Here is an 18,102-nt window from a genome sequence, read left to right as displayed (position 1 = left end):
AAGCGAACGTGCGTTTTCGTGGGGGACTGTACGTCGCCATCGGTGCCCGACACGATGGATTGGGTCAGCTGGTAGGGCATGATGCCGAAGCGATGGAGCGGCTGGCGCTGACAAAGGGGAATACGGAACAACTCTCGATCCCGGTCGCGCACAAGAATCAGCGTCCAAGCGATCGCCTCCTTTGGCATCAGGGCTACACAAGTATCTTCCACAGCGGCAGCAATTGCTAGCGTGTTCATCAGTTCGTTCGCTAAACCTATTCATTCGGCTTAGGCGCGCTAAACGATCGGGCACTGGGATGACCTCTGGATCGTGGCTTGGGGATCCACCCTAATTTGCGGGTGGCCTCCAGGAAGCCTTTGAGCGTCATTAGCGACAACAACGGCACCGCTGGCGAGAAGCTGACGCGAGGCTTGTCCAATTTTGGATTCTGAGGGCAATCAGTCGTCGGTGCTCAACGAAGCCGCCTTCGGCCCCGCCTAAATGTCCGCCAGGAGCGACGCCGGGTTCTCGATGGCGTCGGCCACGAAGCGGAGGAAGCCGCCGGCCGTGCCACCGTCGCAGACCCGGTGGTCGAAAGTCAGGGTCAGTTCGGTGACCTTGCGTACAGCCAGCTCACCGTTGACCACCCACGGCTTGTCGATGATCCGGCCCACGCCGAGGATCCCCACCTCCGGGTGGTTGATGATCGCGGCTGAGCCGTCGACGCCGAACACGCCATAGTTGTTCAGCGTGAACGTTCCACTGCCCAGCTCAGCCGGGGTCGCCTTGCCGCCGCGGGCCACCTGCGTCAGCCGGCGGATCTCCGCGTCAAGCTCCCTGGCGCTGAGCTTTTCGGCCCCACGGACCGAGGGGACCACCAGGCCTCGGTCGGTCTGCGCCGCAAAACCCAGGTTGATGCCGTCGAATGCGACGATCTCCTGCGACCCGTCGTCTGCAGTCTCGATGCGGGTGTTCAGTTCCGGGTACTTCTTCAGCCCCGCCGTGACGAACCGGGCGATGAAGGCCAACAGACCGGGGACCTCGGCGCCGTTGGCTTTCAGTCCCTCGCGCAGCTCCATCAGCGCCGTGGCGTCCACGTCCACCCACACCGTTGCTTCCGGAATCTCGGACCGGCTGCGGGCCATGTTCGCGGCAACGGCCTTGCGCACCCCGCGGACCGGGGTGCGGGCGGAGACGGCAAGCCCCGTCCGCGCGTCGCGGCCCTGGGCTTCGGCTGATTCAACAGGACGCTTCGGCGTCTCAAGCGGCTTCGCCTCCGGCGCTGCCGCGGGCGCTGTCGCAGGCGCGGCTGCCGGCGATGCCGTCCCCAGGGCGGCCTCCACGTCACGGCGCATGATCAGCCCGTTGTCGCCGGAACCGGAGATGTCCCCCAAGTCCACGCCGTGCTCCCGCGCCATCCGCCGGACCAGCGGGGAGATCACAGCGCCAAGCTTCCCGGGCACGCGGGTGCGCAGGAGGGTGAGGTCATCCTCGACGGGCTTTGGTTCAGCGGGCTCAGCGAGGGCGACGGCGGTCTTCCGGGCACGGGTGCGCCGCGCCTGGCCGTGCCCACCGGGAGTACCGTAACCAATCAACACGTTCCCCGATCCAGCTTTTTCCTCTTCCCGATAGGTTTCGGCGGCCGCCGCCGACGCAGCCGGCGCGGATGATGCCGCCCCGGGAGTGGCATCGGGCCTGTCGGAGCCGGACGACATGCTGCTTGCAGCATGGTCGTCCGGCGAAGGGGCGGGGGCGGCATCTTCCGCGTCGGAAACCGGAGAACCCAGGGGCGTCACCGAAATCAACGGCTTCCCCACGTCCAGGGTCTCCCCCGGCTTCCCGTGCAGCTCGGCCACGATCCCGGCGTACGGAGACGGCACCTCCACCGCGGACTTGGCGGTTTCCACCTCGGCGATGGGCTGGTCGACGGCGATCTCGTCACCAACAGAGACATGCCAGGCCACCAGTTCGGCTTCGGTGAGGCCTTCGCCCAGGTCCGGCAACAAAAACACGCGTGGTTCGCTCATGGTCAGTTCTCCCACTGAAGGTCGTCAACGGCGTCGAGGATGCGGTCCACGCCGGGCAGGTAGTACTTTTCGAGTTTGGGTGCCGGGTACGGGACGTCGAATCCGGTGACGCGGCGGATGGGGGCGGCCAGATAGTGGAAGCAGCGCTCCTGGACCCGGGCCACGATTTCAGAGGACACGGACGCGAAACCGTGCGCCTCGGCGATCACCACTGCCCGCCCGGTCTTCCGGACGGACGCAGACACGGTCTCGTCGTCGAACGGGACGATGGTTCGCACGTCGATCACCTCCAGCGAGCGCCCTTCCAACGCAGCCGCTTCGGCAGCAGCCAACGCGGTGGGCACGGACGGACCGTACGCAATCAGCGTCGCGTCGGTGCCGGGACGGGCGACGGCGGCACGCCCCTCTGAGCCAAGTCCCGCCGTCGTACCTTCCTCATGGAGGCGCCGGAGTTCCGAAAGGTCCACCGAGTCCTTAGTCCAGTACATCTTCTTGGGCTCCATGAAGACCACCGGATCGTCCGAGTCGATGGCTTCGCGGAGCATCCGATAGCCGTCCGCCACGGTGGCCGGGGTGTAGACCTTCAGCCCGGCGGTGTGGGCGTAGTAGGACTCGGAGGAGTCGCAGTGGTGCTCCACTCCCCCGATGCCGCCGCCGTACGGGATGCGGATCACCATGGGCAGTTTGACCATCCCGCGGGTGCGGTTGTGCATCTTGGCCACGTGGCTGACGATCTGTTCGAAGGCCGGGTAGGCGAACGCGTCGAACTGCATCTCGATGACCGGCCGCATCCCGTTGATGGCCATGCCCACGGCCATGCCCACGATGCCGGATTCGGCCAGCGGGGTGTCGAAGCAGCGCTGCTCGCCGAAGGTCGCGGTCAGGCCGTCGGTGATCCGGAAGACGCCGCCCAGCATGCCCACGTCCTCTCCGAACACCAGGACGGAGGAGTCGGCGGACATGGCGTCGGCCAAGGCCGTATTCAGGGCTTTGGCCATGGTGACCGGCTGCGGCCCGGCGGCCTCGGCGGACGCGGCGGCCGAAGCTGCAGCACGGGCGGTGGCGGCAGAAACGTTGCCGTTGGCCTCGGACGAGGTGGTGATGGTGGGGCTCACTTGCCGGCCTCCTTCGAATCAGTAGCTGCTGCGTCGCGGGCCAGTTCGTCGGCGAGCATGGCGGACTGTTCCTTCAGCTGCGGGGTTTGCACCGCGAACACGTGGCGGAAGAGCTCCTGCGGGTCCACGGGGACGTCCTCGCCGAGGCCCTCGCGCAGCTGCGCGGCAACCGCTTCAGCGTGGGCGGCGATCCGGGACTCGCCGTCGTCGTCCAACAGCCCGCGCTCGGTCAGATACACCCGCATCCTGTTGACGGGGTCCTTGGCCCGCCACTCCGCGACCTCGGCGCTTTCCCGGTAGCGGGTGTCGTCGTCGGCATTGGTGTGGGCCTGCATGCGGTACGTGTTGGCTTCCACCAGCAGCGGCCCGGAACCTTCGCGGGCCAGTTTCACGGCGCGGTCCAGGACGGCGAGGAGCGCGACGACGTCATTGCCGTCCACGCGTTCGCCCGCCATGCCGTATCCCACGGCCTTGTGCGCGAGCGACGGCGCCACGGACTGGTGCGCCAGCGGCACCGAGATGGCGTACTTGTTGTTCTGCACGAAGAAGATAACGGGCAGATGGAAGACGGCGGCGAAGTTCAGGGCTTCGTGGAAGTCACCTTCACTGGTGGCGCCGTCGCCGCACATGGCCAGCACCACGGTGTCCTCGCCGCGGAGCTTGGCGGCGTGGGCCACGCCGACGGCGTGCAGCAGCTGGGTGGTCAGCGGGGTGCACTGGATGCCCACCTTGTACTTGAGGGGGTCGTACCCGCCGTGCCAGTCGCCGCGGAAGATGGTCATCACCTGCACGGGATCCACGCCGCGGGTCATCACAGCCACGGCGTCGCGGTAAGTGGGGAACATCCAGTCCCCGTCGGACAGGCACAGGGCGGCGGCCACCTGGCACGCTTCCTGGCCATGGCTGGAGGGGTAGACGGCCATGCGGCCCTGCCGGACCAGGGCGGAGTTCTGGTCGTTGACGCGGCGGCCGACGACGAGTTGTTCGTACGCTTCGAGCAGTTCCTTGTCGCCGGGCACGGGGTATTCGTGGCCGGGCTGGGTGCCCTGCTCGCCTTTGGGCTTGAGCCGGCCGTCCGGGTCCACCATCTGGATCTGGTGCCGGGCGGGGAGCATGTAGTCCTCCACCGTGATGCCGAACTTCTTCACAGCTTCCGTCAGCGCATTCTCTGGCGTTGCAGTGCTGGTGGTGTCCGGCGCGGTGTGGTCTGCGGAGATCGTCATTGGTCCGTCCTTCGGTAGCCACTATTCCCTCCCAGTATTGCCCTGAGGCAGGTTTCGTATCCAGCACCTGTGCGAATCGTGGAGAAGCTGCTCAGAAGTGCCTACTATGGGAGACGATTTGTAACTGTGACGTGGATTACCGACGGGAGCCGTGGACAAAATGCCGGGCAAGGCTGCCGCTGCCGAAGTTCCACTGGACGACATCGACCGGCGCATCATCGCCGAGCTGACCCGGGACGGCCGGATGTCCGTGACGCAGGTGGCCGAGAACGTGCACATTTCCAGGGCCCACGCGTACTCCCGGATTGCCCGGCTCACCGGCGACGGGGTGCTGACGCGGTTCACGGCGCTGGTGGATCCCATCAAGGCGGGCCTGAAGTCCTCCGCCTACGTGACGCTGAAGCTGAAGCAGGATTCCTGGCGGGAACTCCGCGACCAGCTGGGCGCCATCCCCGAGGTGCACCACATCGCGCTGGTTGGCGGCGACTTCGACGTAATCCTGCTGGTCCGCGCCGTGGACAACATCGATCTGCGCCGCGTCATCTTCGACCAACTGCAGACCATGCCCGGCGTGCTCGATACCCAGACGTTCCTTGTCTTCGAGGACGTGGACACGCGGTAGGAGCGGGGTCCGGGGGCAGGACTCATTCGGGATATTGGACGCTAAAGGTACTCAAGATTTGCTCAATGTGAGCGCTCCACAGTAGTACCCGAAGCCAGCGGGGACTACTACTTGGGTTGGCCCTTTTCGCTCCGAATCTTCGGGATGTCCAGAGAAATTTCCGGGGCAACGCAGCGTTGAGAGCGCAGGTAGTGGCAGCGCTTACCGAGTACCCGGCTTCTTGAGGTTTCAGAAACTCGGGTACCGGTACTTGTTGTTGCACCTATTTCGCTCCGGCAAATATTGGGTCATCGATCCACCGGAAGGCACCTGGATGGAGCCACCAATGGGGGAACGGGTTCTCAATCACACATTCAAGGAGTCTCTCCATGCGCAAAATGACCAAGAAGAACAAGATCGCCGCTGTTGCAGCTTCCGCCGCGCTGGTGGCCGTCGGCGGCGGTGCCGCTTACGCCTACTGGAGCACCACGGGTAGTGGCAACGGCTCTGCTACTGCATCGGAAGGCACCTCCCCGGTCACGATCAACGTGACCGTGGACCCGGGCGTCGCGCCGGGTACGCCGAAGACCATCACCTACACGGCCACCAACCCGAACTCCAGCAAAACCCCTGTGACGCTGGCCGATCCGGTGGTGACCACCAGCAACGCAGAATGCCTCCCGAAATGGTTCTCGGCCACGGCCCCGACCGGCACCACCACCGTCGATGGCAATGCAAAAGCCACCCCTCTGGGAACCGGAACCCTAACACTCAACGACAGCGCAACCGATAACCAGGACGCCTGCAAGAACGCCACCATCACGGTGACGGTAGCCAGCCACTAACAAGCGAGCGGGCCGGGGGCGGTGCGAATCCGCCCCCCGGCCTGCCGTCATTTGCACCGAAGAAAGAGGGGCACAGGGTGCACGAGCAGGACGGGCATGCGCGGCGTCGCAGGCGGATCGGAATCAAGGCAGCGCTGGTGGCACTGGTGCTGCTGCTGGCCGGCGCCGGATCGCTGATCGCGGCGGCAAACAATCCAAAGCCAGGCATAACGGTGCAGGTCTCCCCCGCAAGCCAGTCCGTCCAGCAGGGACAGTCAGCCTCCTACACGGTGTCCCTGACCTCCACCGGCGGATTCAGTGGCACGGTAAACTTGGCCGCCGCGGGACTTCCGGCCGGCGCAGGCGTCACCTTCTCGCCGTCGTCCGTCAGCCTCAACTCCGGCAGCACCGCAACGGCCACCCTGAACGCCACCACCGCCGCAACGACACCGGCGGGCACCAGCTCAATCACCATTACCGCCACAAGCGGCAAGGTCTCCGGCAGCGCGACGGCCAGCCTCACGGTGAACTACAAAATCTCCAGCTCCTTCTCGATGACTGCCACCCCGGACTCCGTCACCATTCCGCCGGGTGCCACCGCCGTCTATACGCTGCAGCTCAGCCGCAGCAACCTCAGCGGACCCCTTACCTTCAGCGTCCTGGGCGGCCTGCCGGCCGGAGCCACCGCATCGTTCTCGCCTAACCCGGCCACCGGGAACTCCACCACTCTCCAGGTGGTCACCCCCAACGCCTCCCCCACCGGAACCTCCAGCCTCTACCTGGTGGGCACCGGCAAGGACTCCTCCGGGAAGGCGCAATACGCCTACGCGAACGTTCAGCTGGTCCTGGACTCCACCATCAAACAGTTTGGCATCTCCGGGAACGTTCCCGGCACCCTGTCGCCCGGCACCTCGGCGGCACTGAACCTGCAGATCAGCAATCCCATCAACAAGCCGCTGTCGCTGACCAACCTTTCGGTCGCCGTCGCGGGCGTCACCAGGAGCGCGGCCGCGGTGGCAGGCAACCTGCCCTGCACGCCGGCCGACTTCACCGTCACCCAGTACAGCGGCCCCTACCCGCTGGCAGTGCCGGCCACGGGTGGTTCCCTGCAGGGGCTCAACGTCGAACAGACCGCCTGGCCGCGGGTGGGAATGCTGGACACATCCAGCAACCAGGACGGCTGCAAGGGCGTCACCCTCCAGCTCAGCTACTCAGGATCAGGACAGGGGAACTGAGATGACACCCACAAGAAGCCATGGCTTCAAGGCAGCTGCCTTCGCCGGACTCCTCGTGACCGTCGGCGCCGGAACCGCCTACGCCTTCTGGAGCGGCACAGGTGCCGGGAGCGGATCGGCAGCCGCCGGCACCATGCAGCCGGTTACCGTGGATGCCCTCGTCGCCGGGGACAACCCCAGGTCGGCCCTCTTCCCGGGCGGCAGCGCCGACGTCGTCCTCCGCCTGACCAACCCCAACCCCTACTCAGTGCAGGTCTTCAGCGTCACCGGCAACGGCCCTGCGGCGGCCGACGCAGCCCACCCCGGTTGCACCACCACCGGCGTCAGCTTCACCGGGACTGCCGCCCCTCTCACCCCCGCAACCTACGTTGCCGCGAACTCGTCAGCACTCATCACCCTCCCCGGAGCGGCCACCATGGATACCACCTCGCTCGCAGCCTGCCAGGGCGCAACGTTCAGCGTTCCAGTGACGGCGGAGGTCCGCAAATGAGCCTCGCCGCCCGCAACCCATCACTCTTCGTCGGTCGCCGCCCGTCCCGCAGGCTCGCATGGATCATCACCGCGATCCTGCTCCTGCTCGGCTCGGGCACCGCCTACGCTTTCTGGGCCTCCACCACCAGCAGCAGCAAAGCGGCCGCGGCTGCCGACGCCCTGACGCCGGGCTCCAAGCCAGCCGTCAACGCCAACGCCGCTGCAATCTCGGTCACCTGGGCCAACGGGACCACCGTCAACGGCCGGGCCGCCACCGGCTACACGGTGGCCCGCTACTCAACCGCCACCGGCGGGACCGCCATCCCGGCGACGGACGGCTGCGCGGGAAGCGTGACCACACTCACCTGCACGGAGCAGAACGTTCCGGGCGGCACCTGGTACTACACCGTTACCCCGGCCATCGCGCTCTGGACGGGGGCCGAAAGCCCGCGCAGCAACGGCATCAGCAGCGATACCCTCCCGCCCACTGCGTCAGTTTCCGTTTCGCCCACTCCCAACGCCGGCTGGAACAACACCAGCCCCGTCACCGTAACCATCACGGCCGACGACGGCACGAACGGTTCCGGCGTCGCCTCCATTACGTACTCCGTCGACGGCGCGCAGCAGACGGTGAACGCGGCCGTCGCCACCATTCCGGTTGCCGGGGATGGAACGCACACGGTGTCCTACTTCGCGACGGACAAGGTGGGGAACTCCGGACTGGCGACGAGCCAGCCGGTCAATATCGATACCCAGGCTCCCGCGGCTCCGGGACTGACCGTACCGCAGTACGTAAACCTGGCCAGAGTTGCCGGGGTGACAGTCACCGGAACCGCCGAGGCGAATGCGAAGATCACACTCACTGCCACCGACGCAGGTTCTGCCCACACAACTCCGGCTGCTACGCCCACCGCGGACAGCACGGGCAAGTGGACGGCCAGCTTGGACCTGACCAGCCTCAACGAGGGAGCCGTGGCGTACAGGGCCACCGCAACGGACGCCGCCGGCAACACGGGCGCAGCCAGGATCGCCACGAGCACGAAGGACACCAATGTCCCTGATGCGGCTTCAGGCCTAACCGTTCCACCCTACGTCTTCAGCGGAAACCTCAATAACGTGCTCGTGAAAGGCTCCGCTGAGGCTGGTTCAACCCTCAACATAGTCGCGAAGGACTCTGCCGGCAGCACTGCGCAGGGGACGGTGACTACGGTTGACGGCGCTTGGTCGCTCACCCTCAACCTTGGCTCTACTTCCGGTATGGTCGACGGCTCCGTCGCCTATACAGTTACGGTTACGGACGGCGCAGGCAACAGCAGCAGCCCGGCTACAACTACTAACATCAGGGATACTAACGTCTCCCTCACGCTCAATACGCCGCTAAATATCCTGGCGGGCAACGTCAACAACTATGCCTTCAGTGGCACTACCGATTCAGGCTTGCCTGTGAGTGTGAGCGTCACGGACGGCACCACCACCATCCCGGGAGCAGCATCCGGCGCAACGTGGACTACGGGATCACTCAATCTATCTGAGCTGAAGGATAGCTCCACCAGTCCTGTCGTGATTGTTACTGCGACGGCGACCACCAACGATGCCGCCGGCAACAGCACAACCGTTTCTGCAACAGTCACGATGGACACCAAAGTTCCGACCTCAACAGTCTCTCTCTCGAACGGCGGTGGTACCCAAGGCCTGGGCAAAGCAGAACAGGGCGACTCACTGACAATCCAGTTCTCGGAACCCATGGACCCAAGCAAGATCTGCTCCGGCTGGACCACCAAAAACGCACAGACGCTCAGCGGTAATGGCGACATCACAGTGAAGGTCAGTACGGCCAATGTGCTGACAGTCTCAAGCACCTCCTGCCCGTCACTTAACGTAGGTTCCATCTTCCTGGGGAACAACGCCGCGTACGGCTCGGCAGGCGCTCTCAGCTTCAACGGCAACGGAAACAACGCGAGCACGGTCACCTGGAACGGGTCTACGACCCTCTCTATCAAGCTCGGTAAATCAACCGCGGCCACCTCCGGGACGACGGCAACCGGGGACGTCCCCGCCTACACCCCAGGCACGGGCCTGACCGACCTGGCTGGAAACTCCCTCGGAACAGGACCCTTCTCCGGGACCACAGCGTACCGATTCTAAAGCCGTACTGCTCATCCTTCGCAGCAGTCGCCCTGCAGTCCATCCGGCTGCAGGGCGACCTGCATTTACGAGGGGAGCCTCACTTCCGCCGGCGGACCACCAGGACGATGTACACGGCGACGCCTACTGCCACCAAGGCCCCGATGTTGGCCCCTAAGCTTCCACCGTTGAGCATGATCGGTCTACCTTCCTGTGGAGATGCTGTTCCCTTATGCCACATTACCGACACGTATGTTCGGTTTCGCCCCGCAGCCTCCACCTCGCCACCCAGATAGCCTGTGTGCCAACGATTCTGCGTGTCGAATCGGGATGCGCGTCATCTCTCTTCGACGGCGTCGGCTGCGAGCCAGTTCCAGGGGTGCCGACCAGGTTCTGCGGCGGGGCATCAAAAGTTCCCGTGGTTGTACAAGCCCACCACACCGTGCATGTAGTGCGCCCATTGCGGGCCGGGGATAAATGCCCCGTCCACTGCCGGGTAGAACTTGCCGTTGACGGGAATGTTGCGGCCCAGCACGAGCGGCGCCGTCGGTACGCCTTGAACCACGTTCCGCACCAACATATGCTGTGGATCAAACGTTGTTTCCGTGCATGAAAGGTGCTGGAACTCGGCCATCTACAAGGAGTTGGGTCACGTATGCGGGCGCAGGGTGCGGCTGGACATGATGAAGCGCTGGAACGGACCCTCACGGCCTCACGGGCACTGCTCGGACTGGTCGCCCGCTCCCTGGCAGGTGTATCGGACGCCGTGACGCTTCCACAATTCCGCGTCCTGGTGCTGCTGTCTTCCAGGGGGCCAGCGCGCATGGGCGACTTGGCACAGCTCCTCGGCGTCCACCAGTCAAGCTTCAGCAGGACCGCCGACAGGCTGGAAGCGGCGGGGCTGCTGGTGCGGGAACAGAGCCCCGGCAGCCGGCGTGAGGTCAGGGTCTCGGCGACCGCACAGGGACTGCGGATCGTGGAAGACGTGACAGAGGCGCGACGGCGGGAGATCGCCCAGGTGCTGGCCGGCCTGTCGCCGGACGAACAGTTAAAGGTAGCTGCCGGCTTCGAATTGTTCGCTCTCGCCGCCGGAGAGCCATCGGCCGCAGAGAGCCTGCTGCTGGGAATCTAGCTCCCCAAAGGTTCCGGCGGGCCTGCCTACGAAGGGAAAAAGCCATGTGGGAGGAACTGACACTCACGCCGCAGCAGGCCCTTGAAGTGATACTGTCCACGGCCGGCATGTACTTTGCCCTGATGGTTCTGGTCCGTCTGCTCGGGCAGCGGGTGCTGGCACGCGTGGCCAGGTCGGACCTCGCCATCATCGTGGCCTTGGGCGCTGTCATTGGCCGGGCGGCCCTTGGATACACGCCGACGCTGGGGGCCGGTCTATTGGCCCTGCTGTGCCTTTTCGGGCTGCAGGCCTTCGCGGGAAAGTTAAAACGGTGGCGTGCGGCTGAGCGGTTCCTGCAAGACCGCCCGGTGCTGCTCATGTCCGGCAGCACCGTAATCCACGAAAACCTCCACAAAGTGCACTTGGCCGAAGCTGAGCTCTGGCCCACTCTCCGCGTGGCGGGAGTCAGGAACCTGGACGAAGTGGCCTGCGTCGTCCTCGAAACCACCGGGGAAATCAGCGTGCTCAGGCGGGGCGCAGACCTGGACCCCCGGATTATGGCCGACATCCCGGGGGCAGACAGGCATTCACTTCCGGAAGGGTCCCAAATGCACTCCCTCCGGCCGGCGCCGGCAGGGTCTTCGGCATCCTTGGTGGCTACGGCGGGACGCGGGCGGCTCCACCACCTATTCTCCGTTCAACAACGGCACGTATCTGCCCGAGAGCGGCGCGGCTACTACATGGCAGCCGGAGCGCTCGTCCTGGCCGGCGCAGCGCTCTTCGTCCTCACGCTCTGGAGTGTCCTCCACAACGATGGGCTAAGCGCCCTGGACCAACCCGTCCGGCAGTGGCTCCTGTCGCAACGGTCCGACGTGCTGACCGCCGCCATGACGCCCGTGGCGCGTGTATTCGGGCCGGTAGCGATGCCCATCATTGTCCTGGCCGTCACCGTCTCCTGGACCTTCGCGGGAAGACATGCGTGGCGACCCCTGCTTTTTGCCGGCGCCATGGTGGCCGGGGTCATCATTTCGCAGATCATCCTGCCGATAGTCCACCGGTCCCGGCCGCCCGTGGATGCCATGCTCCTGGAACCGGACCCAAGCTTTTCGTTTCCCTCGGGCCACGTGCTGGGCGCCTGCGATTTCCTGCTGGTCCTGGCATACCTCGTCACGTCGCGGCGGAAAGACAAGCGCCTTGCGGCGGCCGTGTGGTCAGTGGCCGCAGCGCTCGGCATCGGATTGGTGACCTTGAGCCGGCTGTACCTGGGGTATCACTGGTTGACCGATGCGTTAGCCTCCGTGTTCCTATCCTTGGCGATCGTGGGTGCGGTCATCGCGCTGGACACGTGGCGCACTGTCAGGGGCGCCGGGGAGGCCTCCCCGGCTCGTCCGGCCGTTGTTGCCAATTAGAGGATGTTGCCCACTCGTGATGCTCGCCCTTCATTCTTGACAGGCTTGTTACGGGCGAAGCATCAAAACGGACCTAACGTTAAAAGCAGCACTGTTCCCGGCGACCTGCGCCGCCGTCGTCGCAGGCCTTCTGGGCCCGGCCGGCAGCGCAGTTCGGATGACACAGCGGCAGTGGCCGCAGCCGCCACCGCCTGACGAAGGTCGGATCTTTCCCGGGCGCCGGACCGGCAAATTTTGAGAGCCCTGGTTCGCTGGTGGTTCTGTGCCCAGCGCTGGCCCGCCGCGGCCACCTGCCACCGATCGTAACTGTTGTCCAGGAGAGGAATTCAAATGTCGTTAAAACGTGTAATCCATTGCCTCAGCTGTATCCTGCTGGTGCTGGGCACAGCCGTGGGGCTGAGCGGGTGCTACAACTCTGGAGTCCAGAACTATAAATCCGTGGCCACAGGCGCCAACCTCGATCTGGAGGGGCTCGAGCTCCGGAGCATCTCGGTGGTCTCTGCCGCGCAGGACCAGCCGGGCCGCCTCCTGGGGATGGTTTTCAACAGCACCGGTGCAGACATTCCGCTGGTGATCAGGGACCGGAACAACTCCGTGGACCTGACGGTCCCGGCCCACGGGCAGATCGGATTCGACACAGCCGAACACATCCTTCAAAGCACGGAGGATCCCCCCGGAGCGCGCACGGACCTGACCATCGAAGCCAAGGGCCGGAGCAAGGTCCTGGACGTTCCGGTACTTGATGGGACGCTGTCGCAGTACGCCCCCTACGTGCCGAAGTAAGGGCGGCCACCCGACTTCCCCAGCCGCGCTCCTCCCTACCCCAGAAAACCGCGATCCATTGCGCTTATGCAACTACTGCGGTTTCATAAGGGAATGGACCGCAGTGAACTGCAGGAGGAGGAGACCTCATGAAATCTTTCAGGCTCTGTGCGGCGGCAGGGGTGAGCGCAGCAGCTCTTGCGCTGGCGGGTTGCACCGGCAGCCCCGGCCCGGCACCCAGTTCCACCGCGGCATCACCGGGCGAATCAGGACCGGCGGCAAGCCAGTCCGGCGGCGGAGGCCTTCCTGCCGTGCCAGGGGTGGTCAAGGAGGTTGAGCCCTCCGTCGTTACGATCCGGACAGACATCGGGCTGGGCAGCGGCGTCATCTATCACAGCGACGGTTCCATCGTCACGGATGCCCACGTGGTGGAGGACCAGCAAAAGAACCCCTTCAAGAAAGTCCAGGTCCAGTTCGCGGACGGCTCCCAGTCCGAAGGTACCGTCGTGGGAGTTGATGATGTCACCGATGTCGCCGTCCTGAAAGTTGACCGGACCGGCCTCCCGGCCGCACGGTTCGCATCATCGGCCCCGGAGGTGGGCTCGATGACGGTGGTGATCGGCAGCCCCCTGGGACTGGAGGAAACGGTCACCGCCGGAATTGTTTCCGGCCTCCACCGGAACATGCCCCCGTCCAAGGAATCCCCCCATGGAGCCATCGACCTGCTCCAGACCGACGCTCCGATCTCTCCCGGCAACTCCGGCGGCGCCGTGGCTGACTCCAGCGGTCAAGTCATCGGACTCTCCGAGGCCTACCTGCCGCCCAGTTCCGGAGCGGTGGCCATCGGCTTCGTGACGCCATCATCGACTGTCACCGATGTCGCAGACCAACTGCTGGCGAGCGGGTCGGTCAAGCACGCCGCCCTTGGCGTGGTGCCGACCGACATCACCCCGCAACTTGCCCAGCGGTTCTCGTTGCCCACCACGGCGGGAGCACTGGTGGTCGACGTGGCGCACGGCAGCCCGGCCGAGCAGGCAGGCATGAAGTCAGGCGACATCATCACCAAATTCGCCGGCTCGGCCGTCGGAAACGTAACGGACCTGCTCGCGGCCCTCAGGAAGCAGGATCCAGGCCAACAGGTGGAGGTGGTGGTGGAGCGCGGCAGCACGTCCCAAAGCCTGCGGGTCACACTCGGAAACCTGGCCGACCAGCCCTGACCCGCCGCGGGTCCCAGGCGGCGCCTACTCCCGCAGAGCCGGCAAAGCCTTGCGCACCTGCAATTGATTTGGTGCCGCGAGTGGAAATCCCCTGCCCGTTTGAGAGTCGGCAACGGGAGGAGCGGTCAGCCCTCGCACTCGGTGCAGTACAGGTGCCCGTCTTTTTCCCTGGCGATCTGCGAACGGTGCCGGACCAGGAAGCAGGAGTGGCACGTGAACTCATCCTCGGCGACGGGCACCACCACTACCGTGAGTTCCTCGGCCACGATTTCGCCCCCGGGGATGCCGAGCGCGTCGGCATCGTCAGGGGCATCCAGCTCCCGGACCACGCTGCGGGCGTCCGGGGCATTGGCGGATTTGAGGTCCTCAAGCGACCGTTCCTGTGTTTCCTTGACGTCGGTCCGCAGTTCGTCGTAGTCAGCAGCCATGATTATCCTCGTTTCCCTTGCAGTTCCGTATCCAACGAACCCACCTCTGTGGTTGTTCCCGCCGGGCCCCGCCCCTACCGCAGCATGGAGGCCGGGGGCGCGGGCATGGACGCCCCCTGGTACTTGGCGGCGGCAGCGTCCATGAGGTGGCCCCACTGGGTACCGGCGATGTTGGCCCCGTCCAGGCCGGCGTAGTACTTCCCGTTGATGGTGATGTCCTGGTTGGCCCACTGGGGGCCAAAGCCCTTGTAACTGCCGAACCATGAGGCGGTGGCGATTCCCGTGGTGGCCCCCACGGTCCACGTTTGGGTGTTTCCGTCAGTGGTGCCTGTCTTGGCGAAGATGTCGTGGTCCTTGTTCACGGGGATGTTGTATCCGGAGCCTTTGACCAGGACGGGTTTGAGGGCGTACGCCACCCCGGCGGCCACCTCCGGGCTGATGGCCTGGGCACAGTGGGCCGAGGGCACCGGGTACTGGCGGCCCTGGGCGTCGGTGACGGATTCCAGGGCCACGGGATCGCAGTGGACCCCGCCTGCCGCGAAGGTGGCGTAGGCGTTGGCCATGTCCAGTGGTGCGACATCCTGGGTGCCAATGAGGCTGGCGATGCTGGACATATCGTACGGCTGGTTCGTATGGCCGTTCTTGACGCCGGCAGCAGTCGCCATTTTCTGGATGTTGCAGAAGTCCAGGCGGGTGGCGGACTGGAACGTGATGGTGTTGATGGAGTGGTATAGGCCCTTCAGCACGCTCATCGGGTAGTAGTGGTACGGGTCGTCGTTGGGCAGCGGGGTCTGCCCGAGTGCCGGGTCGTAGGAGCCGGTGGTGGTGCCGCAGCTGTTCTTCCACGGAAAGCCTGCCTTGTAGACGCGGACTGACCCGTCCAGGACAGTGGCCATGGACCGGCCGGACCTGAGCCATTCGGCGAAGACGAACGGCTTCATGGTGGAGCCGATCTGGAAACCGCCGGCACCGTCCAGGGGGTTTCCGTTGGCGTCCTTCTCCGGCAGGGCGAAGTTGCCGGTGTAGTTTCCGGGTGCTGCCGCCGGGTTGTAGTTGGTGTTTTGCGCCATGGCCAGCACCTTTCCCGTTCCCGGCTGGACGCTGACGAGGGCCGAACCGCGCTGCAGGGGGTCGGTCGCCGGCAGTGCGGCATCGACCTCCTTTTGCGCGACCTGCTGCAGGCCCGGGTCCAGGGTGGTGCGGATGGTGAGGCCGCCCTGATCCAGGAGCTTTTGGCGGGCATCCTCGTCTGGGCCGAAGGCCGGGCTGTTGAGGATCAGCCGTTTGATGTAATCGCAGAAATAGGGCGCAGAGGCCGCGGCGGTGCAGCCCTGGGCACTTTGGTGGACGTCCAGGTCCAGGGCCGAGGCCACGGATTGGTCATGCTGGGCGGCGCTGATGAGGCCCTGTTCGAGCATCTTGTCCAGGACCACATTCCTGCGTGCCACCACGTGGTCGGGGTGCGTGAGGGGGTCATAGTAGACCGGGCTGTTGACCACCGCGGCCAGGGCTGCCGCTTCCGGCAGGGTCAGCTTGATGGCCGGGACACCGAAATACTCCTGGGCCGCGGCCTGGATGCCATAGGCGCCGTTACCGAAGTAGACGATGTTGAGGTACCCGGCAAGGATCTGGTCCTTGGAGTACTTCTTTTCCAAAGCGATGGCGAGCTTCATCTCGCGGAGCTTGTCGCCAATGGTTTTCGACGCACCCGTGGTCACCTCGTCCGCATTGCCGTTGGACACCAGCGATTCGATGATGATGTTGTTGACGTACTGCTGGGTGATGGTGGACGCGCCCTGGCGGCCACCCTGGACCGTCACGGCAAGGGCCCGCAGGATTCCGGTCGGGTCAATGCCCCCGTGCTCGTAGAACCTGGCGTCCTCGATGGAGACGATGGCATCGCGCATGAACGGTGACATTTTGTCCAGGGTGACGGGGACGCGGTTCTGGGAATAGAACGTTGCGATGACGGAGCCATCGTTCGCCAGCACCTTCGAGTTCCGCGCCGGCGGATTCAGTTCCAGCTCGGCCGGGAGCTTGTCGAAGAAGCTGATGGAGCGGCCCGCAACCGTTCCCGCCACCGCGGTGGCGGGAACGAAAAGGCCTGCCGCCAGGATGCCGCACGCTACGCAGACCGTGATGAAGGCCAGCAGTTTCGGTACCAGCGCCTTGTTCACGTGCTGCACATGTTTCCTTTGCTCGTTGGCTGCGCAAATGGAGAAGCGCAGGTGGTTCGTGCCTTCTCCGCGTGCTCCAGTGAGCCTGCCCCGATGTCTTGCCGGCGCAGCGTCCCCCTGCTTACATGTAGTAGTGCATATGTTATTTGCCAGCATACGTTCAATCCCCCGCCCGGATGCAAGTGGCAGCTCCTCCGCGCAGGCGCCGGCATGAAGGCCATCGTGGCGGGCGCCGGGATCGCCGGGCTCGTCGCGGCCCGCCAGCTGGCCCTGGCCGGCTGGGACGTTGAGGTGCTGGAAAAGTCCCGGGCGCTGCGGCCTGACGGCTACATGATGGACTTCTTCGGCCCGGGGGTGGAGGCGTCGGAGCGGATCGGGCTGTACCCCCGGCTGGCAGAGGCGGCGTACCACATCCAGTCCGCCGACTACGTGGACACCGCAGGCCGCACCACCTGCAGCATCGACTACCTCCGGTTCTCCAAGCTGGCCGGCGGGAAAGTCCTGAGCCTGCTGCGCCCGGACATTGAGGCAGCGGTCCTGGCGGCGCTGGAAGACGCGGCCGGCAGGGTGCGGGTGCGTTACGGGGCACGGGTGGTCAATGCGCGCACCGACGCAGATGGCGCACACGTCCTCGTAGAGGCCAACCAGGAAATGAGCGCCGATGTGCTGGTCGGTGCAGACGGCATCCATTCAGAGGTGCGCGCCGGCGTCTTCGGGCCCGAGAGGGACTTCCTCCGGCCGCTGGGCATGCGGGCCGCGGCGTTCATCGTCACCGATCCGGCCCTGAATGCGCGCTTCCGGGGCCGGTTCATCCTCACCGACACGCTCAACCGGATGGCTGGGCTGTACGGCATCCGCCAGGACGAGGTGGCCGCCTTCCTGGTCTACCGGGACGCCGTGTCACCGGGGAAAGAGGCAGTAACGGCCCGCCAGCGGCTCCGCAGCGAGTTCGCCGGGCTGGGGGACGCGGTGGACAGGCTCCTTGACCTGTGCCCCGCGCATCCTTATGACGACACCGTGGCGCAAGTGGTCATGCCCCGCTGGCACACGGACCGCGCAGTCCTGGTGGGTGACGCCTGCGGCGCCGTGTCGCTGCTGGCGGGCCAAGGCGGTTCGCTGGCCATCGCCGGGGCTGCGCTGCTCGGTGACGTCCTGGGACCGGTCGCCACGCCCAGTGGCATCGGCGCGGCGTTGGCGCGGTTCGAGCAGCAGTGGCGCCCCGTGGTGGAGATGGCGCAAAAATCGGGACGGCGGACCGCAGCGACGTTCCTGCCCAGGAACACTACCCAGCTCCTGCTCCGCAGGTGGGTCATCCGCGCAACCCGACTTCCCGGCGTCGACCGCCTGGTTGCACACCAAATCCTGCGCAGCATCGCCAAGTAGGGCGCGCCTTGGG

At 65.5% G+C, this 18,102-nt stretch carries 16 protein-coding genes; 10 read left to right on the top strand and 6 right to left on the bottom strand.

Annotation, left to right across the window (positions count from 1 at the left end; translation table 11 throughout):
• Window positions 1–479 precede the first annotated feature (479 nt).
• The 3 genes from ACR65J_RS20335 to pdhA are packed head-to-tail and all read right to left on the bottom strand — an operon-like array spanning window position 480 to window position 4,347.
• Window positions 480–2,009 carry a dihydrolipoamide acetyltransferase family protein gene (locus tag ACR65J_RS20335; protein ID WP_440172512.1) on the bottom strand — a complete coding sequence of 510 codons (1,530 nt, stop codon included), beginning with the start codon at window positions 2,007–2,009 and terminating at the stop codon, window positions 480–482.
• Between the two features lie 2 nt (window positions 2,010–2,011).
• On the bottom strand, window positions 2,012–3,124 hold the full coding sequence (locus ACR65J_RS20330; protein WP_440172510.1) for an alpha-ketoacid dehydrogenase subunit beta: 1,113 nt from the start codon (window positions 3,122–3,124) through the stop codon (window positions 2,012–2,014).
• Complete coding sequence (pdhA, locus tag ACR65J_RS20325) at window positions 3,121–4,347, bottom strand: pyruvate dehydrogenase (acetyl-transferring) E1 component subunit alpha (protein ID WP_440172509.1); 1,227 nt, start codon at window positions 4,345–4,347, stop codon at window positions 3,121–3,123. The genes ACR65J_RS20330 and pdhA overlap by 4 nt, the downstream gene beginning before the upstream one ends.
• A 160-nt stretch (window positions 4,348–4,507) precedes the next feature.
• Here pdhA and ACR65J_RS20320 point away from each other — a divergent pair, with 160 nt between their 5' ends.
• The 5 genes from ACR65J_RS20320 to ACR65J_RS20300 all read left to right on the top strand — a co-directional run bounded on the left by ACR65J_RS20320 (window position 4,508) and on the right by ACR65J_RS20300 (window position 9,623).
• Window positions 4,508–4,969, top strand: a complete 462-nt coding sequence (locus ACR65J_RS20320; protein WP_440172532.1) for an Lrp/AsnC family transcriptional regulator — start codon at window positions 4,508–4,510, stop codon at window positions 4,967–4,969.
• A 368-nt stretch (window positions 4,970–5,337) separates the two neighbouring features.
• Complete coding sequence (locus tag ACR65J_RS20315; protein WP_440172507.1) at window positions 5,338–5,793, top strand: hypothetical protein; 456 nt, start codon at window positions 5,338–5,340, stop codon at window positions 5,791–5,793.
• Between the two features lie 77 nt (window positions 5,794–5,870).
• Window positions 5,871–7,007, top strand: coding sequence for a COG1470 family protein (locus tag ACR65J_RS20310; RefSeq protein ID WP_440172505.1), 1,137 nt, complete (start codon window positions 5,871–5,873; stop codon window positions 7,005–7,007).
• Between the two features lies 1 nt (window position 7,008).
• Window positions 7,009–7,497 (top strand): hypothetical protein, encoded by a 489-nt coding sequence (locus ACR65J_RS20305; RefSeq protein WP_440172503.1) that lies wholly within the window; start codon window positions 7,009–7,011, stop codon window positions 7,495–7,497.
• A complete protein-coding gene (locus ACR65J_RS20300) occupies window positions 7,494–9,623 on the top strand; it encodes a beta strand repeat-containing protein (RefSeq protein WP_440172501.1) in 2,130 nt (709 codons plus the stop codon). Before ACR65J_RS20305 ends, ACR65J_RS20300 begins: the two co-directional genes overlap by 4 nt.
• 385 nt (window positions 9,624–10,008) lie before the next feature.
• Here the strand turns inward: ACR65J_RS20300 and ACR65J_RS20295 are convergent, their stop codons facing one another.
• Window positions 10,009–10,176, bottom strand: a complete 168-nt coding sequence (locus ACR65J_RS20295; protein WP_440172499.1) for a hypothetical protein — start codon at window positions 10,174–10,176, stop codon at window positions 10,009–10,011.
• A gap of 81 nt (window positions 10,177–10,257) precedes the next feature.
• On the opposite strand from ACR65J_RS20295, the gene ACR65J_RS20290 reads away from it, so the two are divergent.
• The 4 genes from ACR65J_RS20290 (at window position 10,258) to ACR65J_RS20275 (ending at window position 14,101) form a co-directional block, all read left to right on the top strand.
• A complete protein-coding gene (locus tag ACR65J_RS20290) occupies window positions 10,258–10,734 on the top strand; it encodes a MarR family transcriptional regulator (RefSeq protein WP_440172497.1) in 477 nt (158 codons plus the stop codon).
• A 44-nt stretch (window positions 10,735–10,778) separates the two neighbouring features.
• Window positions 10,779–12,122, top strand: a complete 1,344-nt coding sequence (locus ACR65J_RS20285) for a phosphatase PAP2 family protein (protein WP_440172495.1) — start codon at window positions 10,779–10,781, stop codon at window positions 12,120–12,122.
• Between the two features lie 330 nt (window positions 12,123–12,452).
• Window positions 12,453–12,905, top strand: coding sequence for a hypothetical protein (locus ACR65J_RS20280; protein ID WP_440172493.1), 453 nt, complete (start codon window positions 12,453–12,455; stop codon window positions 12,903–12,905).
• 128 nt (window positions 12,906–13,033) lie between these two features.
• Window positions 13,034–14,101, top strand: a complete 1,068-nt coding sequence (locus ACR65J_RS20275; protein WP_440172491.1) for a S1C family serine protease — start codon at window positions 13,034–13,036, stop codon at window positions 14,099–14,101.
• A gap of 125 nt (window positions 14,102–14,226) precedes the next feature.
• Here ACR65J_RS20275 and ACR65J_RS20270 read toward each other — a convergent pair whose 3' ends face one another.
• Window positions 14,227–14,529 (bottom strand): DUF4193 domain-containing protein, encoded by a 303-nt coding sequence (locus ACR65J_RS20270; RefSeq protein WP_307424373.1) that lies wholly within the window; start codon window positions 14,527–14,529, stop codon window positions 14,227–14,229.
• 74 nt (window positions 14,530–14,603) lie between these two features.
• The gene (locus ACR65J_RS20265; RefSeq protein WP_440172488.1) at window positions 14,604–16,715 is read right to left on the bottom strand and encodes a transglycosylase domain-containing protein; all 2,112 of its coding nucleotides are present in this window, start codon (window positions 16,713–16,715) and stop codon (window positions 14,604–14,606) included.
• Between the two features lie 201 nt (window positions 16,716–16,916).
• On the opposite strand from ACR65J_RS20265, the gene ACR65J_RS20260 reads away from it, so the two are divergent.
• Window positions 16,917–18,089: an FAD-dependent monooxygenase gene (locus ACR65J_RS20260; protein WP_440172487.1), complete on the top strand. Its 1,173-nt coding sequence runs from the start codon at window positions 16,917–16,919 to the stop codon at window positions 18,087–18,089.
• The last annotated feature ends 13 nt before the right edge of the window (window positions 18,090–18,102 follow it).

This window comes from Arthrobacter sp. SAFR-044 (assembly GCF_059414985.1).
The sequence above is the reverse complement of the archived record's forward strand: the minus strand, read 5'-3'. Positions and strand labels throughout refer to the sequence as shown.

What these genes read in the sequence shown, in the direction of transcription:
- ACR65J_RS20300 (WP_440172501.1), top strand. Translation starts at nt 7,494, where the DNA reads ATGAGCCTCGCCGCCCGCAACCCATCACTCTTCGTCGGTCGCCGCCCG.
- ACR65J_RS20275 (WP_440172491.1), top strand. Translation starts at nt 13,034, where the DNA reads ATGAAATCTTTCAGGCTCTGTGCGGCGGCAGGGGTGAGCGCAGCAGCT.
- pdhA (WP_440172509.1), bottom strand. Translation starts at nt 4,347, where the DNA reads ATGACGATCTCCGCAGACCACACCGCGCCGGACACCACCAGCACTGCA.
- ACR65J_RS20305 (WP_440172503.1), top strand. Translation starts at nt 7,009, where the DNA reads ATGACACCCACAAGAAGCCATGGCTTCAAGGCAGCTGCCTTCGCCGGA.
- ACR65J_RS20260 (WP_440172487.1), top strand. Translation starts at nt 16,917, where the DNA reads ATGAAGGCCATCGTGGCGGGCGCCGGGATCGCCGGGCTCGTCGCGGCC.
- ACR65J_RS20285 (WP_440172495.1), top strand. Translation starts at nt 10,779, where the DNA reads ATGTGGGAGGAACTGACACTCACGCCGCAGCAGGCCCTTGAAGTGATA.
- ACR65J_RS20315 (WP_440172507.1), top strand. Translation starts at nt 5,338, where the DNA reads ATGCGCAAAATGACCAAGAAGAACAAGATCGCCGCTGTTGCAGCTTCC.
- ACR65J_RS20335 (WP_440172512.1), bottom strand. Translation starts at nt 2,009, where the DNA reads ATGAGCGAACCACGCGTGTTTTTGTTGCCGGACCTGGGCGAAGGCCTC.
- ACR65J_RS20270 (WP_307424373.1), bottom strand. Translation starts at nt 14,529, where the DNA reads ATGGCTGCTGACTACGACGAACTGCGGACCGACGTCAAGGAAACACAG.
- ACR65J_RS20290 (WP_440172497.1), top strand. Translation starts at nt 10,258, where the DNA reads ATGCGGGCGCAGGGTGCGGCTGGACATGATGAAGCGCTGGAACGGACC.
- ACR65J_RS20280 (WP_440172493.1), top strand. Translation starts at nt 12,453, where the DNA reads ATGTCGTTAAAACGTGTAATCCATTGCCTCAGCTGTATCCTGCTGGTG.
- ACR65J_RS20320 (WP_440172532.1), top strand. Translation starts at nt 4,508, where the DNA reads ATGCCGGGCAAGGCTGCCGCTGCCGAAGTTCCACTGGACGACATCGAC.